Here is a 26416-nt window from a genome sequence, read left to right as displayed (position 1 = left end):
GTCAAATGAAAATTAGAAAAGCACACATCACAAGCGGACAACCAAAGACCTACAATGTATATTTACATGAAAATAAAAAAGAATATAAAACGCTTGTAGCCGTACCTGACATTGAATGGAGTATTTCCATTGCGTATGAGGACGAAAAGGAGCAGCTCATCCATACGCTTGAACAATCCTTAATGGAAAGAGTAGAAACAGACGAAGCCCGTGACCTCGCACTCAAGATTGTGCACTGGGTCACAGAAATGTAAATTTAGAAACCAGGAGTGAACACAGCGATGAAAGAAGAATCCGTAGACTTTTATTTGCAGCAAGGGATATTTGGACATGCTGAAACAAAACCCGATGAACGAAGAATGTTTCTTGGTTCATTAAGGGAACGAGCGCTTCTCGCCCTGACAAAGGGACAGGTATCAAGAAATAAACCGTATCAAGAAGTCGAACAAATATTGAAGGCCAATCGCCAGGCCACAGTTCTATTAAATGGTGAACTTTCCTATGCTTCTTATTCTCAATATGTCAAAATGGCAAATGCCGCTGGATGTTCCTTTAAAGTGGTGAATCATCACGAAGCGCACTCTCCTTTTGGTCTTGTCATAGAGATGCCTGATGCGGTCAATCAGGAGCATATCTATATAGAGGATGAGCTGTTTCAAAAAGCTTTTTCTCATGAATCTGTTGAATAGGTTTCCCTAGTGAAATGAATAAGCTATAATGATTCAAAAGAGCATATGGGAGAGATGCGGATGGGCAAAGCGTTGATTTGTATAGATTATACAGTTGATTTTGTTGCAGACGATGGAAAACTGACATGCGGAAAGCCTGGACAGGCGATTGAGTCTAAGATCACAGAAATCACTTCTTCATTTATTGATGAAGGCCACTTTGTCGTCTTTGCTGTCGATCATCATGAAGAAGAGGACCCTTATCATCCAGAGACAAAGTTATTTCCGCCCCATAATATTCGCGGAACAGAGGGTATTGAACTTTATGGACAACTAAGTTCACTATTTCACACGTCAAAACATTTAAAACATGTCTACTATATGGAAAAAACAAGATACTCTGCTTTTGCAGGCACTCAATTAGAAATGAAACTGCGCGAGCGCGGCATCACGGAACTTCACTTAGCCGGCGTATGTACCGATATTTGTGTACTTCATACAGCTGTTGATGCGTACAATAAAGGCTTCGAACTTGTGATTCATCAAAATGCTGTGGCGAGTTTTAATGAAGCGGGGCACGAGTGGGCACTTTCTCACTTTGAGCAGTCGCTTGGTGCGAAAGTGGTTAAGTAAGGGAAGGAGAATGGAAGTTGGAGCATCGGTTTAATGACGACAGTTTATCACTACATACAGATCTTTATCAAATTAACATGGCAGAAACGTATTGGAGAGACGGCATTCATGAGAAGAAGGCAGTCTTTGAACTCTTCTTTAGAAAGCTTCCATTTGACAATGGCTTCGCTGTATTTGCTGGCTTAGAGAAAGCGATTGAATATTTATCGGACTTTTCCTTCACCGAAAGCGATCTGGCGTATTTAAAAGATGAACTCGGTTATAAAAGCGATTTCATTGACTATTTAAGCGGATTGTCCTTTACAGGTACACTTCATTCAATGCGAGAAGGGGAAATTGTCTTTGCGAATGAACCGATTATGCGCATCGAAGCAACGCTTGTTGAAGCTCAGTTAATCGAAACGGCATTGCTCAATATCGTGAATTTCCAGACGCTGATTGCAACAAAAGCGGCCCGGATTAAAGGAATCATAGAAGATGAGACAGCATTAGAATTCGGAACAAGACGTGCGCATGAAATGGATGCAGCGATGTGGGGAGCAAGAGCGGCACTCATCGGCGGCTTTCAGGCGACAAGTAATGTTCGTGCTGGGAAACGCTTCAACATACCAGTATCAGGAACACATGCCCACGCACTTGTACAAGCATACCGCGATGAATATACGGCATTTAAAAAATATGCTGAAACACATACAGACTGCGTCTTTTTAGTCGATACGTATGATACCGTCAGATCAGGTATTCCGAATGCGATTAAGGTAGCGAAAGAATTTGGAGATAAAATCAACTTCATTGGTGTCAGACTTGATAGCGGAGACCTTGCATACTTGTCTAAAAAAGCTAGAACAATGCTTGATGAAGCAGGTTTCCATGATGCTAAAGTCATTGCATCAAGCGATCTTGATGAACACACCATTATGAATTTAAAGGCACAGGGCGCCAAAATTGATGTGTGGGGTGTTGGGACAAAACTGATCACAGCATTCGATCAGCCAGCCCTCGGTGCAGTATATAAGCTGGTGTCCATTGAAGAAAACGGCAAAATGAATGATACCATCAAAATTTCATCCAACCCAGAGAAAGTGACAACACCAGGCCGTAAACGTGTGTACCGGATTATCAATCAATTGAATCATCATTCTGAGGGCGACTACATTGCACTTGAAGAGGAAGATGTTCATAGTGAGGATAAACTAAAAATGTTCCATCCTGTGCATACGTTTATTAGTAAATTCGTGACAAACTTTGTGGCGAAAGATCTTCACGTCCCGATTTTTGATCAAGGAAAACTTGTCTATGACAATCCAGATATTCAAACGATTCAAGCCTACGTGCAGGACAGTCTTGGACTCTTCTGGGAGGAATACAAACGAATCAGCAAACCAGAAGAATATCCAGTCGATTTGAGTCAAAAATGCTGGGATAATAAAATGCAGTTTATCCATGATGTGAAAAATAAAATCAAAAAAGAGCTTTATGAAAGCGAATGATTTGAAGAAAGGGAGACCATCAAGCCAGGTGGTCTCTTTTTTTTATTTTGACCGATTGAAATTGAACTAAAAGTGCAATCATTTGGTATACTGAAAGCACATCTTGTTTGTCATGGCATAAAGGAGGATTGGAGCAGTTGAGGGTGTTTGTTGCGAGACAGCCTATTTTTAACAGAAAAGAACAAGTCGTATCATATGAGCTGCTTTATAGAGATAGTGAAACCAATACATATAGCGCTGAAGACGGTGATCAAGCGACAACGGACCTCATTATCAACAGTTTTCTAAATATCGGCATCGAAACACTGACAGAAGGAAAACGATGCTACATTAATTTCACCGAAAGCTTGCTTTCATCTGATCTGCTCACCTATTTTGATCCGCATCAGCTTGTGATCGAGATATTAGAAAATGTACCGATTACCCCGGCACTTATTATGAGATGTAAGCAGTTAAAAAAATGGGGATATACGATTGCACTCGATGATTTCTTCCTAAACGGAACACATTATAGTGACAAGCTGCTTGAGGAACTCCTCTACTGCATAGATATTTTAAAAATTGACTTTCTGAAAACCACAACGCAAGAACGAAGAGATATTCTGCATTCGTATAAAAAGTATCGCCTTCGATTCCTAGCAGAAAAGGTAGAAACGAGAAGAGAATATGAAGAGGCGCTTGAAGCGGGCTTCCACTTGTTTCAAGGGTATTTCTTTAGTGAGCCGCATGTGATATCGGGACGAGCATTATCGACCAGCTTCCATGCGTACCATCAGCTTTTAAATGAGTTAAGCAAGGACCAGCCGAATATCCAGACCGTGACCCATTTTATTGAAAGTGACCTTTCGCTATCATATCAATTATTAAAAATGCTGAATTCAGGCGGCATGAGACGTCTTTATCAAATTAAAAGTATCCGGCAGGCGATTATCCTGCTTGGGTTTAATGAAATTCGGCGCTGGATCTTTATCCTTTCATTTAAAGAACTGAATGTCCAAGCTAATTCAAGCCAAAAAGAAATCATCAAAATGTCATTCATTCGTGCCAAAACGTGTGAACTGATTGCTTCTCGTACTGAACGAGAGCACCCCGCCTCTTATATGCTGACAGGTATGTTTTCTCTCATTGATACGCTTGTCAGGGCAGATATCACAGAACTTGTGAAGGAACTGCCGCTTTCTGATGAAGTTGGCGAGGCACTGCTTGGCTATGAAAATGATTATTCTTTTGTACTAGGTGTGGCCAAACGTATTGAACGAAATGAATGGGATGATGAGATATTAGATGGAAATCTCCCGAAACAGGAAGCCTATGGCTGTTATATAGAAGCCATTGAATGGTGCCATAAAATGTTTGAATCTTAAGAAAAGCCGCTCGCGTGAGAGCGGCTTTTTCTTTGTCATGCCCACTTTAAAAGAAGGAAAAGTCTGCTGGAGGCAAGAGACAAGTAGATTCGAATCCCTTCTGGACTAAAGCGGATATCAATGCCGCTTTTCACACCGATTTGCTTCAGCATTCGGACGACACTTGTTGAATCAGAGCGCTCAGCAGCCTCCATGATGCGCTGCGCAAACAGAAGGGAGCTTGAAATTTGCTGTGTAATGAGTGAAGCATCAGCAACGAGGCGGGCTGATTCTTTTGCGGCTCGTTGAAATGAGTGGGCATCTACTGGAGGAAAAGTCATTGGCGTGCGCGGCGGGTATGCGCGGCTCATTGCGGGAACCTGCAAAGCAGGATAAGGAACATAGTAAAACACATGGTCACCTCTTCTCTCATTGACGTGAAATTGGACGGATATCTGTTCTAAATGTATGTAGAAAATCAGAATAAAGAATCAAAATGATCTTTCTATCTTTGTAATTCCAGCATAAAAATAGGTACTTTTGCGGTCAATTTCGGTGAATGTCGCCAAAAAATTGCGGTGTCCACAATAGCATCTGTCGTCTGACCTATGACACGCAAAACCGAAGATACAGAGGGGATCGTACGTTCTATCGGGAGAGAAGTGTGACGAATGATGCTTATTCCTGTCGCAAAAATGACGCAATTCCTTTGAAATTGAGATAAAAGTATGATTTGAAAAGTCAGAAAATGATGAAAAAAGACCTATTGAATTTTGCGGTATCGCGCACACGTTTTGTGTATACTTTTCGGTGAAAAAATACTCAATTACATTTACACTGTTAGTAACAGATCAAATACTTATGACCCAATCACCATACACAAATACATTGATCTTCCAAAAAAGGAGAGTGGAATCGATGGAAAAGTATGAAATCGAAGAACTTAAACAATTATTATGGAAACTTGAAAACGAAATCAGAGAAACAACGGCTTCTCTTCATAACATTAACAAAAGCATTGATCAATACGACAAATATGAATATGTGAAAATTTCTTAAAGACTTGATAATCATCAAGTCTTTTTTTTATCCAAATACATACAAAAAAAGGATATATTATTATATAATTGTTAAATAGTGATGTCAGTGGACATTTGCTCATGTCTTTTTAGTAAAATAAAAGGCGGAAGGGTGAGGTACAAGATCGAGTATGCTAAACTATCTAGAGAATACAAAAATCAAGCAGAATATGTCTGATTTTATTCAACATGCAGTCAGGCAGAATGATTTACAAAAGCTGCTTCATGAATTTACAGATATAAAGAATGAATTTCCTTTTGGACAATTGGCTTACCAGCATTATGTGGCATTTGGCGGTCAAGACAAGCAAGCGATTACAAAACTGGCAGCAGGGATTGAACTTCTCATCTTAGCTGCCGATATATTAGATGATATTGAAGATCAGGACAATGATTCGTATCCTTGGATGAAGTGTCAGAGCGGAGTTGCGATGAATGCGGCAAATGTTCTTTTTGCATTGAGCTTTGAAGTCTTTTCAAAGCTTGATCATGCAACGGAGCTTTTAAACAGTGTATACTCTTATTCCATTCAGTCAATGCAAGGACAGCATTTGGATATGACAGTGGAGCCGGAGAATGAGCAGGATTGTTTAAATATCATGAGATTAAAGGCAGGATCACTGTTTGTGTTACCCTGTATGTTAGGGGTTATCTTGGCAACAGGTTCTTTTGAAAAAAATGTAGAACAATATGCTTATTATCTAGGCATGGCAGAGCAGCTTGAAAATGACTATCTAGGTCTTTTTAATAAAGATAATATTGACTTTAAAAGAATGCAAACATTACCGCTAGTTTATTTGAAAAATGAGTTTAATCCATCTAGTTCAGACTTGCTCAGTTATTTTCAATCAAAGGATAAGAGCGTCGGCTCTGAAGAATTAAAGGATAAATTAAAGAAATCAGGTGCTCAACAATATGTATTTATTATGAGAAACCTTCTCAGAAATAAGTGTAAAGAAGCGTTCAAGAAACTTCATTTAGAGGCTTCAAAAAAGAAAAAACTGATACTCTTTTTAATTGGAGATGGAGAAGATGAAAATTCAGGAATTGGTTAGTTATTTAGTGGAGAATCCTTCAACATTAAATCAAATCGTTAATGGGAACGCATCATTGCTTCACGTTGATCAAGAAACTGCAAGTATAATTGTTGACGGATTCCAGAAAGAAGACGTTATTAAAGCAATCATATGGTCAACTGCTTGAGTAGATATATATTATGAGAAAGTTTTACTCTAAGTTAACAGTTATATTAGTAATTCTTAGCTTCATCTATGTGATTTACATCTCTTATATCAACGTATTTAATATTTTTGTTGGAGCAGCTGTTAAGGAAAATAGTCACGGTCAACTTGAGGTAGTGGATGTCGATAATTTTACAGATAGCTATCTAGCTGGAGTTAGGAAAGGCGATATCATACTTGAAGTGAATGGGAATAAAAAACCAGTTGAAGAAGTTAAAAGAGGTTTTTTAGCTAATGTTAAAAGTTTAGTCGTTGATAGACATGGTGATAAAATTGATTTAGAGAATGTAAGGTTATTGAGTCAAGCGAATCTGTTTATTTATCTAATACCAGTCATTCTTTATTCCATCTGTCTATTTTGTATATTTATGATTTTAAAAATGAATAAAGCAAACCAAAAAGAGTCAGCTTATATTTTAGCTTTATTTCTTTTGGCGGTGTCTATAGGTTATGTAAGTTCTGGTGGCTCTGGAAAAGGAGAGGCTATCAGTCGTATTCTTGTAATCGTTACAATGAATAGTGTACCTCCACTATATATGCACTTTATGTATCAATATTTAAAAGAATTAGGAACAGAAATTATTCGTCGTCGAGTTCTTTTTTATTTGTATCTAGTTCCAGTTACTAACGTTTTATTAGTTTTATTCTATAAAAATAAAGCAGGACCAGTAGATATATTAGCATATGTCAATTTACTTTCATTTTTTGTTCTGGCTTTCTTTTCGATTATTATCACTATAAGGGCTGCTAAAAAATTGAAAGACAATGAAGTCAGCAATGTACTTCGAGCATTTGCACTCATTTTAATCTCAGCATTCAGTCCATTCATGCTATTTTTTATCATTCCTTATTTTTTTGGTATATATTTTATTTCACCTTATGTTGTTGCATCGTTTGTTCTTTTAATTCCTTTTTTCTTAGTCTATCAATTTATGTCAAATAAGCTGTATAATGTTGATTTCTTTATGGGGAGGATTAAATACTACGGTTTATTAGCGATTACACCAACAATACTAGTGGTTGTTATTTTTGATTTTATTCAAAAGCCAAATGCAAATTTCTATACAGTGAAATTTACGATTATCACGTACATTCTTATGCTCACCGTCTTCTACTTTAAAGAAATTATCGATTTCCGTTTTCGATTGAAGCGTTTTTCAGAGAAGCATAATTATCAGGATAGTGTATTTAAATTTACACAGCTTATTCGTGAGGCATCATCACTTCATCAAGTATTGTATCATTTAAAATACATCATCTTAGAAGTACTTGTTGTGAACAAAGCCTTTGTGCTTGAAGTGAAGGCAGATGGACAAATTGTTGAAATTGATGAATCAATAGAAGAAAGCCAGCTATGGAAAGATTATGTGGATCAATTTCAAGATATATTAGATGAAGTTGGAAAAATCATTGCGCTTGATAAAGGATTCATGATGAAAATTGGTGAGCGGGGCGGTCACTCTTTTGTGATTTGCTGTTTATCTAATTTACGGACACCGAAATTAACGCGTGATGAGATTTCTTGGCTAAAAACATTAGCCTTTTATACAAGTGTCAGTTTAGAAAATGTCGTCAAGATCGAAGAATTGATGGAGCACCTTGACGATTTGAAACAGCGCGAGGCCAATCCTGCATGGTTGAAGAAAATCATGTTTGCTATGGAAGAAAAGCAGCGTTCAGATTTAGCGAGAGATCTTCATGATTCCGTGCTGCAGGACTTGATATCACTAAAAAGGCAGTCGGAGATGTTTTTAACGAATTTCCAAAACAACCAATGCCCGACATCTATTGAAAATTCGCTTATCTCTTGGAATGATCAAATGTCCAAAGTGATTCAAACGACGAGAGAAACGTGTCATGAGCTTCGGCCGCAGCTGCTGTATGATTTAGGTTTAGTAAAGGCGATATCGAAGCTGACTTCTCAAATCCAGGAGGAAGCACCGTTTCATATTAGGCTGAATACGACACGCTTTGATAAAGAATTGGACATTGATATTGATTCACAGCTGAATATTTACCGAATTGTTCAGGAACTGTTATCCAACGCCCTGAAGCACTCAAAAGCCACTCAAGTGTTAGTGATGCTGATTTGTATTAAAGATCAGGTTGTTCTTCACTATGAGGATGATGGAGTCGGTTTTGATGCCAGTCATCTTGATCAGCACACAATGAGCATGGGTCTGTCGGGAATTAGAGAAAGAGTGAAAGCGTTAAATGGAAAGCTTCAAATTCACACAGCCCCGGAAAAAGGGCTCAAGGTGAAAATTGAAATGGAATTGTAACGATTTATTAAGGATTAAGACTTGGCATCAGCCAAGTCTTTTATATAAAATGGAAGTGAGTGATTTAAAGGGAGGAAGACATGAAGAAGATATTGGTCATTGATGATCATCCGGCTGTCATGGAAGGGACAAAAAGCATATTAGAATCAGACCAGCAGCTATCAGTCGATTGTTTAAGTCCTGATGCAGAAGCCGCCTTTTTAAAGACGCATGACTTTTCCATCTATGATGTGATTTTAATGGATTTAAATCTCGGGGATATCAATGGAATGGACATTGCGAAACAAATTTTAGAAACCAACCATCAAGTGAAAATTATCATTTATACAGGGTATGAAGTAGATGATTATTTTGAAGAGGCTATTCGGGCTGGATTACACGGTGCAATTAGTAAAACAGAGACGAAAGACAAAATTATTGAATACATACACCGCACATTGCAAGGGGAAGTTGTCATTCAGCTGTCCTATTTAAAGAAATTAATTTCACAGCAGCAAGAAAAGCCAGAACAGGCGCAGCAGACTGATCACGAGCTCTTAACCGAACGGGAGTGTTTGATCCTTAGAGAAGTGGAAAAAGGATACACGAACCAGGAGATTGCCGATGTGCTTCATTTGAGCAAACGGTCAATTGAGTACAGTTTGACATCCATCTTTAATAAGCTGAATGTTGGATCTCGTACAGAAGCGGTGTTAATTGCCAAGTCTGAAAGTGTGCTGTAAACGTGTGAAGGGAGAGGGCCTTAATGGATGTGAGCGGATCAAATACTCTGCTTGAGGCACTAGGCATTGAGATTGTAGAGTGCAATAAATCACGATGCGTTGCAACAATGCCAGTCGATCACAGAACAAAACAGCCATTTGGACTGCTGCACGGGGGAGCATCTGCTGCTCTAGCAGAAACAGTGGCGAGCATGGGGGCTGCTGCTCATTTGGACTTAACGCAGCAAGTTTGCTCAGGTATTGAAATCAATGCCAATCATTTAAAATCTGTACGCGATGGAGTGGTGACAGCGACAGCTGTTCCAGTACATGTAGGACGGCGTACAATGGTATTTCAAATCGATATAAAAGATGATCGAGACCGGCACATCTGTACGTCAAGATGCACACTTGCTGTCATTGATCGCATATAAAAAAGCTCCCGGTGCAGCGGAAGCTTTTTTTGTATGCTGTTGAGCGATAAAAAAAGAATGGCCCAACATGGCAGGCCATTCTTTTTTGCTTTTTATAAATAAGAATCTTCTTTTCGCTTAATCACAAAGTTACGGAAACCGCCATAATCATCTTGGACACTGCGCTTGTCGAGCTTAACACCAGTATTGTACGCGGCTCTTCCGATCAAGTGCGCGCCGACTGGTGCTGTCAGGAAGATGAATACGATCCCGAGAAGGATTTTTGCAGAAATAACGCCTGCAAGAAACCATTCGTGAAAAAACACACCTACTAAAATCAGAACAACGCCAAGGGTCGATGCTTTTGATGCAGCATGCATACGTGTGTAAACATCCGGCAGGCGAAGGACACCAATGGCTGAAATTAAACAGAGGATAGCGCCTAGCAGGATAAAGAAAATCACGATGGCTTTAGCGATGACGATCATTTTCAATCACTTCCCCTTTCTCAAGGAATTTGGAAAAAGCGACAGTACCGATAAAGGCAAGGATGCCGAGCAGTAAAATAATCTCAAAGAATGCAGTGGTTTTCAGTAAAATTGAAACGATGGCTGTCATCCCAATTAAATTGATTCCTATCGCATCAAGTGCACTCACGCGATCAGGAATAGAGGGACCTTTGATCACTCGTATCACAAAAAGCAAAGTAGACAGCGCAAGAATGCCAAGTGACATTTGCAAAATGAGTTCCATTACTTACCGCTCACCTCCTGAATCGCTTTTTCAAATGAAACCCGGATATCGTGAATGGCTTTTTCAGCATCTTCAATATCCATCGCATGAATGTATAAAATGGACCGATCATCGGAAATATCAATCACTAGTGTACCTGGTGTCAATGTAATCATATTTGCCAGTATGGTGATTTCCCAATCTGTTTTCAAGTCCGTACGAAAGGCGAAAATACCGGGCTTAATCGTGAGCTTTGGAGATAATACGGTCTTTAATACACTTAAATTGGCAAGAAGCAGCTCGCGAATAAAAATGATGATCAGCTTGAAAATCGCATAAAGGGCATAGCCGTAAAAACGCTGCGGGAAAAATCGACGCAGCATAAAAATGGCGATCATCCCTAATGCAAAACCTGATACAAAGTCTGCGGCTCTGTATGTATCATTCATAAACATCCATGTAAAGGCGAGGAGTGCGTTTAGTAATATTTGAAAGGCCATGTTCATCTACTCCTTCAGCACAGCTTGAATATATTTTTCTGGTGTAGAGAGCATTTCCGCTGCTTGATTGATATAAGGGGCAATGAACTCTGTCCCTAACCCAATGGCAAGCGATAAGACGACAAGCAGTACGCCAGGGTACACCATTCCTTTAATTGACGGCTTTCTTCTTCGCATATCCTGTTCCTCGCCCCAAAATGCGGACATGAAAATCTTCATAATAGAGTAGAGGACAAGAAGACTGGACAGTAAGATCAGGATAGAAAACGTCATGTGTCCAGCAGAAAATCCACCTTCCACAATTTTTAGTTTTCCAACAAAGCCACTCAGCGGCGGAATTCCTGCAAGCGATAAAGCCGATATGAAGAACATCCATCCTAATAGAGGCTGGGATTGAATCAGTCCGCCCATTTTTTTCAGTTGATTTGTACCAGCATACACAAAGAGGGCACCTGCCAGCATAAATAAAGCCCCTTTGATCACCATGTCGTGAATGAGATAATAAATGGCACCTTGGAGTGATGCAGGTGTGTTGGCTGCAAATCCAAACAAAATGACCCCAACAGCTGTGACAATGTTATAAATCACGATCTTCTGCACATCAGAATAGGCGATCGAGCCTATCACACCGAATATCACCGTCAGTGCGGCAAGCCACGCCATGAGTGTATGGGTGAAGCCTGTATCGTGTATAAAAATTAATGTAAAGACTCTGGCAATCGCATATAAGCCAACCTTTGTCAGCAAAGCCCCAAATAGAGCTGAAATCGCTGCTGGCGGCGCGTGATACGATCCTGGCAGCCAGAAATAAAGCGGGAAGATCCCAGCTTTTAAGCCGAATACAATGAGGAACAGGATGGAAATAACAGTGATTAGCCCTGTTTGCCCTGATTCAGCTATTTTCACACTTAAATCAGCCATATTGAGCGTACCCGTCACTGCATATAAACAGGCGACTCCGACAATAAATAATGCCGACGAGATGATATTAAACACAATATATTTGAGTGATTCACGAAGCTGAGGCTTTGATCCGCCTAATACAATGAGCATATAAGACGCCATCAGCAGTAATTCAAAGAATACAAACAGGTTGAAAATATCTCCTGTTAAAAAGGCTCCGCTCACGCCAGCTAACAAAAACTGCACGCCAGAATAATAGAAGAGACGCTCTCTTTCTTTCCCAATCGTTTGAAAGGAGAAGAAGACTGTCACAAGCCCGACAACGGAAGCGGTCAGTACAAGGAGTGCAGCAAATTGATCGGCCACAAGGGCAATCCCAAATGGTGCTTTCCAGCCGCCCAAATAAAGGGTTTGTATCCCATTTGTGAAAATCGTTTGAACCAAATATGCATTACATATAATGGCTGAAAGAGATGCCAAGACACTAAAGACTCTTGACAGCATGATGTTTTTATTCATAAAGATCAACAGTGTAGCAGCTAGTAATGGAATTAAAATAGGCAGGATCACGAGATTATTCATGCTGATCATTTCCTCTCATTTGATCCATGTCATCTGTTCGCAGCTCTTGGAAGGCACGGAAGGCCATGACAAGTAATAAGGATGTCACACCAAAAGCAATGACAATGGCTGTTAAAATTAATGCTTGTGGTAATGGATCTACATAGGATGTGAGCCCCTCTTTTAGAACGGGAGGCGCTCCTTTTTTTAAACCGCCCATTGTTAAAAGAAGCAAGTGGACGCCGTGACTCAAAACAGCAGTACCGACGATGACCCGCAGAAGGCTCTTTGACAGCATCAAATAGGTCGCCGCCATAAAAATAATTCCGACGATAATAGACATTAGAAATTCCATTATTCCTTCTCTCCAATCATTTGAATAATGGTCATGGTGACACCGACAACAACCAAATACACACCGATATCAAACAGGACGGCTGTCGCTAGTTCTGTTTTTCCTAAAAACGGTAATTGAAAATAATCAAATGCATGGGATAGAAAAGGTGCACCGAATAGAAAGGATCCCATACCTGTCAGGATCGCAACGAGCAAACCGGCTCCAGTTACATAAATAAAGTCAAATGGCAAAATGCGTCTTACTGTTTTCAGATCATAGGCTAAAAGCAGAAGAACGACAGCCGCAGCACTCATCAGGCCGCCAATGAATCCGCCGCCAGGATTGTTATGTCCTGCAAGAAATAGGTGAAGGGAGAAAAGCAAGATGATGAATGCTGTGATTTTTGTTGTGACTTGCAAAAGCATATCATTCGTATCAATCTTTCTCATCGCCGCACACCTCTCTTCCGTTTTACTTGTGTTTTTAATAACCCATAAATACCAAGTGCCGCAATGGCGAGCACGGTAATTTCAAAAAGGGTATCAAAGCCCCTGAAATCTACAAGAATGACATTAACAATATTGTCACCGCCAGCAAGTTTGTAGCTGTTTTCAATAAAGTAAGTTGAGATGGTGTCAAGTGACTGCTGACTTGTGGAAGCGAAGGCTAGACAAGTGACAACAACCCCAACACCTAAAGAAATGATGAAATTGGTCATTTTGAATCTTCTCGTTTTTTGCTTTAAGCTCAGCTTCGGCAAATGATAGAAGCAAAGCAAAAACAGTGCGACTGAAATCGTTTCAATAATCAACTGCGTCAGCGCAAGGTCAGGTGCTCTGAAAATCACGAAGAATAGTGACAGCGTGTAGCCCATTACACCTAGAGCAATAATAGCTGTTAATCGTGAGCTTGCGAATACTGTGGCAATCGTCGCCGCCACCATCACAAGTGAAAGAATCACCTCATACGTGCCAATTGAGGCAGCCTGATCTGTTTGAAATGAAAAGGCCTGCTGATAAAACATCACGCCGCCAATGACGATAATCATGAACCCAAACACATAGACAAGATAGTCACGAAGAAAACCAGTCATATAACTGTTTGTCAGGCGGTATGAACCTTTTTCCAAACCGATAAGAGAGCGGTCGTATAAAGCGTTAAATGACCATTTTTCCTTAAAGATGTTGTATATTGGACGCCATTTTGAAAGCGTCAAGTAGCCGATTGTGCCGAGTACAACAACACCTATTGTCATATAGAGTTCTGGCTGGAAGCCATGCCATGCTTCAATTTTTACAGAAAACCGGCTTCCTGTTTCAATCGCTTCAGGAATGATCGCCGCAATTGCGGGTTCAATGACAGAATAGGCAAGAATATTAGGGAAAAAGAAGAAGGTGACCACAAGTGCAGCTAGAATGATGGGCGGAATGAGCATGCCGATCGGTGCTTCATGCGGTTTTTTCTCCAATTGGTCTATATTCAGACGGCCTCTAAAAGTTTTAAAGAGGAGCATCATACTATAAATGAACGTAAAGACACTAGCGAGCCAAGCGAGTGCTGGGAAGATGGCACCCCATGTTGAAACGTCCGTAAAGCTGATATCGGAAATCCGTATCATACTTGTGAAAAATAGCTCTTTACTTAAGAAACCGTTAAATGGCGGTAATCCGGCCATTGAAAATGTACCGATTAACGTAATGGTGAAGGTAATCGGCATGATCGTCATTAATCCGCCTAATTTCCGAATGTCACGAGTTCCTGTTTCATGATCGATAATACCAGCTGCCATAAAGAGACTGCCTTTAAACGTAGCATGGTTAATGAGGTGAAAAATAGCTGCAAGAACGGCTGCGCCAAAAAAGGCAGGATTGTTTTCATGAATCGCAGCTGCGCCGACGCCAAGCATGAGCATAATCATGCCGAGCTGACTCACTGTCGAATAGGCCAGAATGGCTTTCAAATCGTTTTGCCGGACGGCGTGGAATGATCCCCAGAATAATGTGACAAGTCCCACGATGGAAATGGTCCAGAACCATACCTCTGATATAGCAAAGATTGGACTGAAGCGGGCAACAAGATAAATACCGGCTTTCACCATCGTAGCAGAATGCAGATAACTGCTCACAGGGGTCGGTGCTTCCATTGCATCAGGCAGCCAGATATAGAATGGGAACTGCGCTGATTTCGTAAAGGCACCTAGTAAGATTAGGATCATGGCAGGGATAAAATAAGGTGATGCCATAATGAGCTGAAGCTGATTCACTGCTTCACGAATACTGAATGAATCAGTAATCAGGTAAATGAGGATGAAGCCGCCAAGCATAGCTAATCCGCCAAAAACAGTAATAAGCAGTGATTTCGTTGCTCCATACCTAGAGCGGTCCCGCTTATACCAATACCCAATTAAGAGGAAGGAAGAGATACTCGTTAACTCCCAAAACAAGTATAGAACGACCATGTTGTCAGAAAGAACGACACCCAGCATCGCGGTCATAAACATGAGCAAATACGTGTAGAAAGAGCCAAGCTGTTCTTTTTCCTTTGATAAGTAGAAAATACTGTACAGCACCACTAATGAGCCGATACCTGTAATTAATAAAGCAAATAACAGGCTGAGACCATCGACATACACAGTGAAATTCATCCCTAAAGATGGAATCCATTCAGCCTGTGAGAAAAGCGTTCGTCCATTCGAAGTGATGTGTAACATTTGGATGAAATAGGTAAATAAAAGAATCGGCAAGATGAGAACAAACCATCCTGTATGTATACGTCTCACATATTTGTAAAGGAAAGGTACAACAAAAGCGAGTAAAAAAGGTGATAGGATGGCGAAGTGAATAAGCTGCAAGAAAATGAACCTCCTTTGATCAATATAAATTCACGTTCTAAAGAACTGGTAATTAAAATTATAGCGTAAATACAGCCATAGTGCATTGGTTTGAAACGATTTCAAGCAAACTGTATTTATTTTAGGTTCTTTTGACCACAAAATAATTTTATCAAAAATGATACTCATTGTATATTGTTTTGTTTTTCGTACATGCTTTTCTTAAAGGAGCTGATCAAATGAAACGAAAGATCGCCATCAGCTTAAGCCTATTCTGCACGATTTTAGGAGGAGCATTCTTGATTGACCGAAATGATCAAAAAAGGTGGCAGGCCGGGAGTGAATGGCCGCTGTTTTCTGAGCATCTTCTTCACATGAGCTATCAAGAAACCAAGCTGTATCCTTTTCAGCCCAGGGAATATTTACGAATTGTATTAGCTGATGAATAAGATCCTATAGGAGAAAAGAAATATAAAAAAAGCATGGGTCCATGTGAGAGCCCATGCTTTTTTTGTGTGAATGTTTAACTAAACATTCTGAGTAAGATCGTTGCACAGATGACTGTTGCTGCTCCGCCAAGCCGTGTAGATACTTGTGCGAAAGGCATAAGACCCATTCTCCCAGAAGCTGAAAGAATGGCAACGTCACCAGTACCGCCAAGTCCGCTGTGACAGCCAGTGACAATAGCTGATTCTACTGGATACATGTTCATTAGTTTTCCAACGAAGTAACCAGAACCAACCATTGCGAGTACAACAGCGATACATACGCATACGAATGGAATGGAGATGACAGTTGCTACATCATCAAGTGGAATGTACAGAATACCGAGACCAACCATTAGCGGCCATGTAAAACTTCTTGATACAAACTTGTAGAACTGCTGTGAGCCATTTTGAAGATGCTGAGGCATTACGTTTAAGTATTTGATTAAAGCAGCAAGAACAATCATTAAGATTGGACCTGGAATATGAACAAAGCTTTCTAACAAACCACCAAAGATGAAGGTTGTACAAGCAACGAGTACACCAGCACCCATTAACCCGAAATCAACTTTTGCATCCATATCTGGCTGTTCGAAAATTTCGTTTGCTTCTTTAGATTTCACAAGACGGCCATTCCCGTTCAGTTCAGGACGTTTCTCACCAAGCTTTTTCATTGCACCAGCACAGATAATGGCAATGACATTCCCAATGACAGCCGCAGGAATTAATTGAGAAATTAATGACTCTGCTGACACATCAAGAATTTGTGAATAAGCGATAGATAATGGCAAAATCCCTTCACCAACACCACCGGCAATAATCGGTACAATAATAAAGAAGAATGAATGATGCGGTGTGTAACCAACTAAAAGGCCAACAAGGATACCAGCACTCACAGCTGCAATTGTACCTGCAACTAGAGGAACAAACATACGAATAAGGCCTTGTACTAAAACCGTTCGCTGCATCCCAAGAATACTACCTACTACAAGAGCAGAAATATAGAAGTAAAGGAAGTTCGACGTTTTCATAAGAGACGTAACCGCTTCCAATGAGTTCGGATTCAGAACATTAAAAAAGACCAGGAACGATGGTACGAATAAAGAAAGAATCGCCGGTCCACCAATATCTTTTAAGATTGGAATACGTTGTCCTACATCTCCAAGGAAAATCCCCAAAATCATAATAACAGCGAAACCACCAAGCATATTTGCTGGAATTTTATTAAAATAAGCGGCAGTTAAAATAATCGCTGCAAGTACTAAATACACAGGTAGATCAATAACACCAATTTTCCAAGACATGATCTTACGGAAAACGCTTTTATTATTGTCAGAATCGTTTGTAATCGATTTCAATTGTTGTGCATTAGCCACATAAACACCCCCAAATGCTATTTGTCTCAATTGTAGAAGATTCAATGACACTCTTCTATTTATTAAACTAAAATAAGTGTAATAAAAGTAAAATAAACAGGAGTTTTTGAGTTTTTTATCATACAAAAATCCCCTGAAGATAGTTTGTCCTTCAGAGGATTGATCATACATCGTATTTATCGTTTTCCTTTTAGATAAGGCGTACCAAGTGCTTTCGGTGCATCGGCACGTCCGATGAAGCCAGTAAGTGCTAAAATGGTGAGCACATATGGTGCTATGAGCATATACACATTCGGTATATCTTGGAACAGCGGCAGGAGAGAGCCAATGATGCTTAAACTTTGAGCAAATCCAAAGAATAAAGCGGCGCCCATTGCGCCAAATGGATGCCATTTACCGAATACAAGCGCAGCTAGTGCGATGAAGCCTTGTCCAGTAATGGTGGCATGTGAGAAATCAAGCGCGATCGTTGAGGCATAAACAGCTCCGCCAAGACCGCCAAACAGTCCACTAATGAAAACAGCGATATAACGCATCCGATACACTTTGATACCCATTGTATCAGCTGCCATTGGGTGCTCTCCGACTGCACGAAGACGAAGACCAAACGGCATTTTAAATAAAACAAACCAAGCAACAACCGCAAGAGCTAAGGCGAGTATAGACGTATAATAAACATCTTTAAAGAAAATATCACCAATGATCGGAATGTCACTTAAAAGGGGGATATCTCCTTTATAGAAAGGCTCTGTAATTTTATCAGTTTGTGCTTTCCCATAAATCAGTTTGACGACAAACAATGTTGCGCCAAGTGCCAGCATGTTAATCGCCACACCACTGACCGTTTGATCAGCTCGGAAGGTAATGGTCGCCACTGCATGAATCAGTGAGAACAAACCGCCAACGGCCATTCCGACGAGAAGCCCAAGCCACGGGGTCAAGGCTCCAAACGTATCAGCAAAAAATAAGTTAAAGATAATACTGGAAAATGCTCCGACGACCATCAACCCTTCAAGACCGATATTGACAACACCTGATCTTTCTGAAAAGACGCCTCCAAGAGCGGTTAAAATAAGTGGTGCAGCATAAACAAGTGTAGCTGGGACGATGATTTCAAGTATTTGCAGAAATCCCACTTATTTTCCCCCCTTTTTCTTCATTTGTTGAATCACAAGACGGATAATATAGCTTGAGGCGACGAAAAGAATGATGATCGCAATGACAATATCAACAACCTCAGTCGGTACGCCTGATTCAAGCGGCATATTTAATGCACCGACCTTCAATCCACCAAGCAATAATGCAGCAAGGACAACACCAACAGCCGTATTTCCACCTAATAAAGCGACTGCAATTCCATCAAAACCTACGCCTGTAAACGAGCCTTTAATAGAAGCATATTCAAATGTACCAAGACCTTCCATAGCGCCTGCAAGACCTGCAAAAGCACCTGAAATGAGCATCGCATAAATGATATTGCGGCGAACGTTCATACCAGCATAATGTGATGCCTGCTGGTTCATACCAACTGCTCGTAATTCAAACCCTTTAGACGTTTTTTGAATAATGATCCACATTACGACCGCAGCAATAATGGCAACAAAAATACCGTTATGCATTCGGGAAAAATCAGTGATCTGCTCAAAAAATCCAGAGCGGAGCGACGCAGTGGCATCGATTTTATCTGTTTTATCTTTATTATCTGTTAAGACATTTGAGATTAAATAGTTTGTGACATGAAGGGCGATGTAGTTCATCATGATAGTAACGATGACCTCATGCACATAAAAACGAGCTTTTAAAAATCCAGGAATAAAGCCCCATAAAGCACCTGCAGCAGCTGCGGTGATGAGTGCAAGCGGCAGATGAATATACATAGGTGCATGGACTGTTGTTCCAATCCATACAGCAGCTACCCAGCCAACAAGCATTTGACCTTCTACACCGATATTAAACAGGCCTGTCCGAAATGCAAAGGCAACAGCAAGCCCTGATAAAATATAAGGTGTCACTTGCCTGATGGTTTCTCCCATATAATAGGTTTCACCGAAAACGCCATTCCAAAGGGCGCTATAGCCTTCGATGACACTATAACCGCTTGCCATCATAATAATGGCCCCAACCAAAAGACCAAGTACAATGGCTATAAGCGGAATCAGCAGATTTGTTAAGCGATTAGACATTTGCTTCTTTCCCCACTTCCTGTTGCGTACTTCCAGCCATTAATAGACCAAGCTCTTGCTCTGTTGTTTCTTTTGGATCAACAATGGCCACAATGCTGCCTTCGAAAATAACAGCGATTTTATCACTGACATTGATAATTTCATCAAGCTCAAAGGAGATGAGCAAAACGGCTTTGCCTGCGTCTCTTTGCTCGATTAGACGTTTATGAACAAATTCAATCGCACCAACATCAAGTCCACGTGTCGGCTGAGCGGCAATTAATAAATCAGGATTGCGGTCAACTTCACGGCCGATAATGGCTTTTTGCTGGTTACCGCCTGACAGAGCGCGCGCTTCTGTATATTCACTCGGTGTTCTGACGTCATATTCCGCAATGATTCGTTTTGCTTTTTGATAAATATTTTTCATATTCAATAATCCGAATTTTGAATAAGGACGCTGATAATACGTTTGTAAGGAAATGTTTTCTCCAATTGAAAAATCGAGTACAAGTCCATGTTTATGACGATCCTGAGGAATATGTCCAATCCCGGATTCGGTCACTTTACGAGGCGGGAGATTTTGAATGGCTTTCCCGTTTAGCATGATCGTGCCAGATTCTGATTTCTTTAGACCGGTAATGGCTTCAATTAATTCAGACTGGCCATTGCCATCTACCCCAGCAATTCCGACAATTTCGCCAGCCTTCACTGAGAGGTTCAACTGTTTGACCGCTTCAATTCCTCTGGCGTCTTTTACTGTGAGGTCTTGAATTTGAAGAACCTCCTCAGCTGGAGAAGCAGCTTTTTTATCTGTTTTAAATGACACTTCACGGCCAACCATGAGGCTTGCCAGTTCGTCTTTATTTGTACTTGCCACATCAAGTGTACGAATGCCTTGGCCTTTTCGGATAATGGTCACGCGATGACAGGCATCCATAATTTCTTTCAGCTTATGGGTGATTAAAATAATGGATTTGCCTTCATTGATTAAGTTTTTCATAATTTGTATGAGTTCTTTGATTTCTTGAGGTGTTAAAACGGCCGTTGGTTCGTCGAAGATCAAAATGTCAGCGCCGCGGTAAAGTGTTTTTAAAATTTCTGCACGCTGCTGCATGCCGACAGAGATGTCAGATACTTTTGCGGCAGGATCTATTTTCAAACCATAGCGGTCAGAAAGCTCTTGTACTTGCTGTATGGCTTGTTCTTTGTCAATCTTTCCAAACTTCTTGGGCTCTTTACCTAAAATGATGTTTTCAGCGACAGTGAAGGTATCGACAAGCATAAAGTGCTGATGCACCATTCCGATGCCTAAATCACTAGCATCATTTGGACTAGAGATGGTCACAGGTTTTCCGTGTACCTTGATTTCACCTTTTTCAGGCTGGTACAGTCCGAAAAGCACGTTCATGAGCGTTGATTTTCCAGCGCCGTTTTCACCAAGCAGCGCATGAATTTCGCCCTTTTTTAGCTGCAGCGTAATGTTGTCGTTTGCTACAATGCCAGGGAATTCTTTGCGTATATTCAACATTTCAATGACATAATCCACAGGTTTAACCGCTCCTTTTTTAGGGTGCTGATGAAGATAAAAACTAGCAAAAGAAAAGCTGCAAAACGAGGCTGCAGCTTTTCTTTTACCACCTTTTACGAATAAAGAGGAGGTAAAGGAGAGGCAAGGGGATAAGGCACGCTTATCCCGCTGCTCAAATTAAGCTTTAAAATCTTTTAGTTCATCACGTGTTGCAGGGATTTTCACTTCACCCTTGATGATTTTTTGTTTCCATTCTTCAACTTTCTTTAATACATCTTTATCAAGGTTTTCCTTAGATGGAGAGATGTCAAGAGCGCCTTCTTTCAGACCGTATGTGATCACTTCACCGCCAGGGAACTTACCTTCTTTTGCTTTCGTTGTTAAGTCTTGTACCGCTGTGTCTACTTTCTTAACCATAGAAGTAAGGGTGACACTTTGTTTTGTTCCAGGTACTTTTCCTTCGTCATACTGGTCTTTATCTACACCGATAACCCAAACTTTACGGTTAGGATCTGCTTTTTTCAGGTTTTTCGCTTCTGTGAAGACACCAGTTCCAGTGCCGCCAGCAGCATGATAGATGATGTCGACGCCAGATTTGTACATGCTTTCAGCTGTTGCTTTCCCGATGTCAGCCTTATCGAATGCACCGGCATATTTCACTTCAACTTTTGCTTTCGGATTAGCTGCTTCAACACCTGCGCGGAAGCCAACTTCGAATTTTCTGACTAATTCAGAATCAACGCCGCCTACGAATCCAATTTTGTTTGATTTTGTAGAAAGAGCAGCCGCAACACCCACAAGGAATGATCCTTCGTTTTCGTTAAATACAATGCTGGCTACGTTGTCTTTTTTCACGACTGCATCAACGATCGCAAAGTGGTTTTTCTTACGTTGATCCGCAATTTCAGAAATAGCATCTTCCATTAAGAAACCAATTCCGTAAATCAAGTCGAATTTCTCACGAGCAAGTGTGTTTAAGTTTGTTGTATAGTCAGCATCTGATTTAGATTGTAAGTAATCAAAGCCGTTTTTACCTTTTTTTAGATTGTTGTCTTTCCCAAATGCTTGTAAACCTTCCCAAGCTGATTGGTTAAACGATTTGTCATCGACACCACCGACATCAGTTACCATTGCAACAGTGAATTGATCTTTATCTTTTTTGCTTTCACCGCTGTTTGAGCCAGAGTTGCCGCATGCTCCAAGGATGGTTCCTGCTGCTACGACTAAGGACAATGCTAGTCCAATTTTGCGCTTCTTCAAAACATAACCCCCTATAAAATTTAAAAGTTTCAGAAAAGTCTCGCGAAAAAAGACCGAACTATCACTTCTCACCCTTCTGAAGAGGGTATTTTATCCTGCTTTCTCATGAAACTTATGGAGGGCAGGAGAGAAGATGTAAGACATCAGACTTATATCTCGTTGAACTAATCAATCATAATTTATCATTTCCGATCGAATAAATAAATAGAAATTTGTTTTATTTTTAAAAAAATGTTAAATGGGTTTATTTGATGTCTTTTTATCTGCTGAAATATGATATAATGCCGCTTTTGTGATGTGCTCCGCTACAGCAGAACTACTGATATCAAGGGGTTTGTTACATCGTATGCCATAAAAAAACATCTGGCCTTTGTGAAAGGTCAGATGTAGTATTTTAAAGATATTGCTGAATCAAATTCATATTGCTCGTGTTCAGTTTATATTGGAAAACAGGACGTCCAATTGTCCCATATGCCATTTCAACATCCACCACTTCGATATCCTCAAGGAACTTCAAGTATTTTCTAATGGAGACTTGAGAGATTTCTGTATGATTGGCTAGGTCTTCAGTTGTGAAAGCCTGCTGGCCAAATGATTGAATGCTTGTCCAGATGAGTTTAAGTGTGCTTTTGGTCAGTCCTTTTGGCAAGAGGACTTTTTCCGCCTCTGCTTTTTTATGAAAAAGCTTCGCATCTAAATCATTTTGCGAAATGCTGTTCATGGATTGATACAGGGCGTGTTTCCGTTTGTACTCTGCCAGTGCTGATTGGAATCGTTCGAACTCAAAAGGCTTAATTAAATAATCAACTGCTCCGTTTCGCATCGTTTGCTGTACAACATCGACTTCATTTGCAGCCGAAATGACAATGACATCAACGGCATGATTTTGCTGGCGAATTTCTGTTAGTAATGCCAGTCCATTTTGACCAGGCATATAAATATCGAGCAGGACGAGGTGTATGACTTCTGTTTTTAACACTTCAAGTGCCTGCTGAAAGGAGGTGGCAATCCCCTTTAACTCAAAGCCGTCGATTTGGGTCAGGTAGCGTTTGTTCAGCTCCCCAACCATTGGATCATCTTCTACTATTAACACATTAATCATGTGAATCCTCCTTTTGTTTATATGGAATGCGGAGACTAAAGGTCGTTCCTTCTCCTTTTTCACTCGTGACAATCATATGTCCGTTCAATTTCTTGATGCTTTGGTCAACGAAGTAGAGTCCGAACCCTCGGTCTTCTCCTTTAGTTGAAAAGCCTTGATCAAACATGATGTCTTGTTCTTCTTTCGTGAGACCAACACCTGTGTCCGTGATTTCAATGTGAAGCTGCTCATGGACGTATCTGAAGGAGATCGAGATGTTTTTCGTGTCAGTATGTGAAACAGCATCGAGTGCGTTATTTAACAAGTTGCCAATCACGGTAATGAGATCATGCGTCACTGCCGGGTCCTCCGTATTTGGCACTTGTGTGCTGCAAATAACCTCCAAGGCAGCGCCTTGTTCCCTGATATAGCTTTGTTTTCCTAGTAAAAATCCTGCTAAAACAGAGTTTTTCACATGGTTGATGATTTCATTTGTTTCCGTTTGCTGATAGATCGCAATATCTTTGATATAGGTGCCAAGGTCATCGTAGTTTTTGAGCTGAACCAACCCTAAAATGACATGCAGCTTGTTCATAAATTCATGTGACTGGGCACGGAGCGCATTCGCATACATTTTGACCCCGCTAAGCTGCTCAGCCAGATGTTTCACTTCTGTTTTGTCACGGAAGGTGGCGATGGCTCCGACAATTTCACCTTTTACCGTAATTGGCACTTCATTAAAGACGAGCTCCAGTCCATTCATTCTCACGTCACGATCAAGCAGCGGCTTGCGTGTTTCAATGACCTGTTTTAAGCCGCTTGAAGGGAGGAGAGTTTGAACATCTTGTTCTCTAGGATCAACCATAATGCCCATATTATGAAAGAGCCGTTTTGCCTCTGCATTGGCCAGTTTGATTTTACCGTGCTGATCGACGGCAAGAATCCCTTCTTTTGTTGATTCTAGCATGGCACTTCGTTCTTTTAACAATGTAGCGATCTCATCCGGCTCAAGTCCAAACATAATCTTCTTCACTTTTCTTGCCACGATGAGTGCTCCAATGATGCCAGATAGAAGGCTGAGTGATGTGACGAAGTAGAGTGGAAGTAAGCTTTGATGAATAATCAAGTCAATTTCCTTTAACGTAATCCCGACGGCCACAGCCCCAAGCTGCTTTCCATTTTGATCATAAACAGGAACAAAAGCACGCATGGATCTGCCGAGTGTTCCAGAAGCCGTACTAATATGTTCTTTTCCCTGTAATGCTGCTTTTTCATCACCGCCGGCAAACCGCTTTCCAATCTTCTGCGGATTCGGGTGTGTTTTGCGGATACCGTTCATATCCATGACGACAACGAATTCGGTTTTGGTGATTTGCTGAACACTTGTTGTATATTTTCGTAATGCGGAATATGAATGATTTTCTAATGATTGTGCGGTGATCGGTGCCTCTGCGACCATTTTGGCAGTAGAGAGAGCAATGTCACGTTCCTGCTGATGGATGTTCTTGGCTGTTTCCGACCATATCGTAAAGAATGTGATACAAAGGGAGATCAGGACAACGATGCACACAAAGATCGTCAGCCGTGTTTGCAGTCTTAAAGTTTTTTTCACGAGTATACCCCTAACGCACGATTTTTTCGTAACAGTAATACTTTAACGGGAAAATGTAAGTTTGTGAAGGAATGTACGTGCAAAATCATAAATTTGATTTTGCTGTCAGTTTACTTTGAAAGCATCTTGTCAATCCGTTTTAAGTGAGCCATAATAAATGTGAGCTTATGAGAAAGGATCTATTTATGAAAAATACATATTTGACTGGATATTTTCCGCTGATTTCAATTTTACTATTCAGCTCTGCTTTTTCGATTTTCACAGTAGGTATCACGACTGATTTCTTGACTCAAGCAGGCATTTTAAAAGGAATGCTTGAATTTTTCTCTGAACAGGGCATTCGTCTTGCTCTCTTTGCTGCTTTTGCACTTGTTTATTTTATGATCTTATCTGCCTTAAAACTGATTGCAGATACGGTATTAGAGCTGGCGCTGCTCTTTTTCGCTAAGGACCCTGAAGGGGAGAACTTAAAGAAAATTCGGATTGCATCCGTTGTTTATTTATTTGCCAGCTTGCTAGCATTTCTGTTGACGCAGCAGCTCATTCTGCTTGTTGGACTTTTTGCATTAGCAAGTCTTGTCTATTTTATCTGGGTTGTGGTTCGCATTTATCAATCGCTTTCTATGCTGAATTTGATTGGATTTATGATGTTTATTCTGCTGTTTTGGGCGACGTTTTTGATCGGTATTTTGTACTTATTTATTAAGCTTTATAACAGTGTGATGGCAAGTCTGCCTTCATAAGCAGACAAAGAAAGCATCCTCCAATGATGGAGGATGCTTTTTTTATGAAAGAAACCGCTTTTGAATATCGGGTGTAGGCATCATACAAGATGTTTTTTGACCAAACCATTTATAGCGATTTTTTGCCATCAGCTGATAAAACCAATCACGGATTGGGCGAGGTATGGCAAGGAGTAAAAAGCTCCATCTGTAGATTCCTTTTAAATGCCGCGCGGCTTTTAAGATGCCTGTCGATTTCGTATACAGGGTCCCTTTTTCGATATAAATGAATGAATTGAACTCATCTAAAGGCAAACCGTTTTCCTTTAAAATACGCTGCCCTGTATCTGATTGTAATGAAGCGAACATCATCCGTTCATTCGGATCGCGCTTAATCACAAACTGAACAGCGCCGCTGCACACGTTGCAGACACCGTCAAATAAAATTAAATGGGGTGGATGTGTTGAATGCAT

General features: G+C 40.5%; 29 protein-coding genes. 13 read left to right on the top strand and 16 right to left on the bottom strand.

Annotated features, from left to right (window positions below; translation table 11 throughout):
* Positions 1–5 precede the first annotated feature (5 nt).
* From MHB69_RS15260 to MHB69_RS15240, 5 genes are all read left to right on the top strand, one after another.
* A complete protein-coding gene (locus MHB69_RS15260; protein WP_024423330.1) occupies positions 6–254 on the top strand; it encodes a YueH family protein in 249 nt (82 codons plus the stop codon).
* A gap of 27 nt (positions 255–281) precedes the next feature.
* The gene (locus MHB69_RS15255) at positions 282–689 is read left to right on the top strand and encodes a YueI family protein (RefSeq protein WP_034282575.1); all 408 of its coding nucleotides are present in this window, start codon (positions 282–284) and stop codon (positions 687–689) included.
* 60 nt (positions 690–749) lie between these two features.
* Positions 750–1301, top strand: a complete 552-nt coding sequence (locus MHB69_RS15250; protein WP_024425949.1) for an isochorismatase family cysteine hydrolase — start codon at positions 750–752, stop codon at positions 1299–1301.
* Positions 1302–1318: 17 nt separating this feature from the next.
* Positions 1319–2791 (top strand): nicotinate phosphoribosyltransferase, encoded by a 1473-nt coding sequence (locus MHB69_RS15245; protein ID WP_041115814.1) that lies wholly within the window; start codon positions 1319–1321, stop codon positions 2789–2791.
* Positions 2792–2928: 137 nt separating this feature from the next.
* Positions 2929–4155 carry an HDOD domain-containing protein gene (locus MHB69_RS15240; RefSeq protein ID WP_061110020.1) on the top strand — a complete coding sequence of 409 codons (1227 nt, stop codon included), beginning with the start codon at positions 2929–2931 and terminating at the stop codon, positions 4153–4155.
* 35 nt (positions 4156–4190) lie between these two features.
* On the opposite strand, the gene MHB69_RS15235 is transcribed toward MHB69_RS15240, so the two are convergent.
* A complete protein-coding gene (locus MHB69_RS15235) occupies positions 4191–4547 on the bottom strand; it encodes a hypothetical protein (protein WP_061110019.1) in 357 nt (118 codons plus the stop codon).
* Positions 4548–5052: 505 nt separating this feature from the next.
* Between MHB69_RS15235 and degQ the strand changes: the two genes are divergently transcribed.
* The 6 genes from degQ (at position 5053) to MHB69_RS15205 (ending at position 9871) form a co-directional block, all read left to right on the top strand.
* Positions 5053–5193, top strand: a complete 141-nt coding sequence (degQ, locus tag MHB69_RS15230; RefSeq protein ID WP_003213123.1) for a degradation enzyme regulation protein DegQ — start codon at positions 5053–5055, stop codon at positions 5191–5193.
* A 151-nt stretch (positions 5194–5344) separates the two neighbouring features.
* The gene (locus MHB69_RS15225; RefSeq protein WP_342495740.1) at positions 5345–6268 is read left to right on the top strand and encodes a polyprenyl synthetase family protein; all 924 of its coding nucleotides are present in this window, start codon (positions 5345–5347) and stop codon (positions 6266–6268) included.
* Positions 6237–6416 (top strand): competence pheromone ComX, encoded by a 180-nt coding sequence (comX, locus tag MHB69_RS15220; RefSeq protein WP_313960228.1) that lies wholly within the window; start codon positions 6237–6239, stop codon positions 6414–6416. Before MHB69_RS15225 ends, comX begins: the two co-directional genes overlap by 32 nt.
* A gap of 13 nt (positions 6417–6429) precedes the next feature.
* Positions 6430–8736: an ATP-binding protein gene (locus tag MHB69_RS15215; protein ID WP_339240207.1), complete on the top strand. Its 2307-nt coding sequence runs from the start codon at positions 6430–6432 to the stop codon at positions 8734–8736.
* Between the two features lie 80 nt (positions 8737–8816).
* On the top strand, positions 8817–9458 hold the full coding sequence (locus MHB69_RS15210) for a response regulator transcription factor (protein ID WP_034282566.1): 642 nt from the start codon (positions 8817–8819) through the stop codon (positions 9456–9458).
* A gap of 23 nt (positions 9459–9481) precedes the next feature.
* On the top strand, positions 9482–9871 hold the full coding sequence (locus MHB69_RS15205) for a hotdog fold thioesterase (RefSeq protein WP_024423321.1): 390 nt from the start codon (positions 9482–9484) through the stop codon (positions 9869–9871).
* Positions 9872–9963: 92 nt separating this feature from the next.
* On the opposite strand, the gene mnhG is transcribed toward MHB69_RS15205, so the two are convergent.
* Genes mnhG through MHB69_RS15170 form a run of 7 tightly spaced genes read right to left on the bottom strand, consistent with a single transcriptional unit; the run spans position 9964 to position 15734 of the window.
* Complete coding sequence (mnhG, locus tag MHB69_RS15200; RefSeq protein WP_024423320.1) at positions 9964–10338, bottom strand: monovalent cation/H(+) antiporter subunit G; 375 nt, start codon at positions 10336–10338, stop codon at positions 9964–9966.
* Positions 10322–10603 (bottom strand): Na(+)/H(+) antiporter subunit F1, encoded by a 282-nt coding sequence (locus tag MHB69_RS15195; RefSeq protein WP_024425942.1) that lies wholly within the window; start codon positions 10601–10603, stop codon positions 10322–10324. The genes mnhG and MHB69_RS15195 overlap by 17 nt, the downstream gene beginning before the upstream one ends.
* On the bottom strand, positions 10603–11082 hold the full coding sequence (locus MHB69_RS15190; protein ID WP_024425941.1) for a Na+/H+ antiporter subunit E: 480 nt from the start codon (positions 11080–11082) through the stop codon (positions 10603–10605). Before MHB69_RS15190 ends, MHB69_RS15195 begins: the two co-directional genes overlap by 1 nt.
* Positions 11083–11088: 6 nt before the next feature.
* Positions 11089–12567, bottom strand: a complete 1479-nt coding sequence (locus tag MHB69_RS15185) for a Na+/H+ antiporter subunit D (RefSeq protein ID WP_034282562.1) — start codon at positions 12565–12567, stop codon at positions 11089–11091.
* The gene (locus MHB69_RS15180; protein WP_024423316.1) at positions 12560–12901 is read right to left on the bottom strand and encodes a Na(+)/H(+) antiporter subunit C; all 342 of its coding nucleotides are present in this window, start codon (positions 12899–12901) and stop codon (positions 12560–12562) included. Before MHB69_RS15180 ends, MHB69_RS15185 begins: the two co-directional genes overlap by 8 nt.
* The gene (locus MHB69_RS15175; protein WP_024423315.1) at positions 12901–13332 is read right to left on the bottom strand and encodes a Na(+)/H(+) antiporter subunit B; all 432 of its coding nucleotides are present in this window, start codon (positions 13330–13332) and stop codon (positions 12901–12903) included. Before MHB69_RS15175 ends, MHB69_RS15180 begins: the two co-directional genes overlap by 1 nt.
* Entirely contained in the window at positions 13329–15734 is a 2406-nt protein-coding gene (locus MHB69_RS15170; protein ID WP_034282561.1) for a Na+/H+ antiporter subunit A, read from the bottom strand. The genes MHB69_RS15175 and MHB69_RS15170 overlap by 4 nt, the downstream gene beginning before the upstream one ends.
* A 218-nt stretch (positions 15735–15952) precedes the next feature.
* Between MHB69_RS15170 and MHB69_RS15165 the strand changes: the two genes are divergently transcribed.
* Positions 15953–16162: a hypothetical protein gene (locus tag MHB69_RS15165; protein ID WP_024423313.1), complete on the top strand. Its 210-nt coding sequence runs from the start codon at positions 15953–15955 to the stop codon at positions 16160–16162.
* 74 nt (positions 16163–16236) lie between these two features.
* Here the strand turns inward: MHB69_RS15165 and MHB69_RS15160 are convergent, their stop codons facing one another.
* The 7 genes from MHB69_RS15160 to malK all read right to left on the bottom strand — a co-directional run bounded on the left by MHB69_RS15160 (position 16237) and on the right by malK (position 25220).
* On the bottom strand, positions 16237–17574 hold the full coding sequence (locus tag MHB69_RS15160; RefSeq protein ID WP_034282557.1) for a 2-hydroxycarboxylate transporter family protein: 1338 nt from the start codon (positions 17572–17574) through the stop codon (positions 16237–16239).
* A gap of 176 nt (positions 17575–17750) precedes the next feature.
* Entirely contained in the window at positions 17751–18710 is a 960-nt protein-coding gene (locus MHB69_RS15155; RefSeq protein WP_024423311.1) for an ABC transporter permease, read from the bottom strand.
* The gene (locus MHB69_RS15150) at positions 18711–19757 is read right to left on the bottom strand and encodes an ABC transporter permease (protein WP_034282555.1); all 1047 of its coding nucleotides are present in this window, start codon (positions 19755–19757) and stop codon (positions 18711–18713) included.
* A complete protein-coding gene (locus MHB69_RS15145) occupies positions 19750–21285 on the bottom strand; it encodes an ABC transporter ATP-binding protein (protein WP_024425936.1) in 1536 nt (511 codons plus the stop codon). The genes MHB69_RS15150 and MHB69_RS15145 overlap by 8 nt, the downstream gene beginning before the upstream one ends.
* A gap of 159 nt (positions 21286–21444) precedes the next feature.
* Positions 21445–22527 carry a BMP family protein gene (locus MHB69_RS15140; protein WP_024425935.1) on the bottom strand — a complete coding sequence of 361 codons (1083 nt, stop codon included), beginning with the start codon at positions 22525–22527 and terminating at the stop codon, positions 21445–21447.
* A gap of 394 nt (positions 22528–22921) precedes the next feature.
* The gene (locus MHB69_RS15135; protein WP_024423307.1) at positions 22922–23629 is read right to left on the bottom strand and encodes a response regulator; all 708 of its coding nucleotides are present in this window, start codon (positions 23627–23629) and stop codon (positions 22922–22924) included.
* Complete coding sequence (gene malK, locus MHB69_RS15130; RefSeq protein WP_024425933.1) at positions 23622–25220, bottom strand: malate sensor histidine kinase MalK; 1599 nt, start codon at positions 25218–25220, stop codon at positions 23622–23624. The genes MHB69_RS15135 and malK overlap by 8 nt, the downstream gene beginning before the upstream one ends.
* A gap of 185 nt (positions 25221–25405) precedes the next feature.
* On the opposite strand from malK, the gene MHB69_RS15125 reads away from it, so the two are divergent.
* The gene (locus MHB69_RS15125; protein WP_024423305.1) at positions 25406–25963 is read left to right on the top strand and encodes a YufK family protein; all 558 of its coding nucleotides are present in this window, start codon (positions 25406–25408) and stop codon (positions 25961–25963) included.
* Positions 25964–26005: 42 nt separating this feature from the next.
* On the opposite strand, the gene MHB69_RS15120 is transcribed toward MHB69_RS15125, so the two are convergent.
* The gene (locus tag MHB69_RS15120; protein ID WP_024425932.1) at positions 26006–26416 is read right to left on the bottom strand and encodes a thiol-disulfide oxidoreductase DCC family protein; all 411 of its coding nucleotides are present in this window, start codon (positions 26414–26416) and stop codon (positions 26006–26008) included.

Source organism: Bacillus sp. FSL K6-0994 (genome assembly GCF_038630815.1).
GTDB classification, from domain to species: Bacteria; Bacillota; Bacilli; order Bacillales; family Bacillaceae; genus Bacillus; species Bacillus safensis.
Note: the sequence above shows the minus strand (reverse complement) of the source record. Positions and strands in the feature narration are given on the sequence as shown.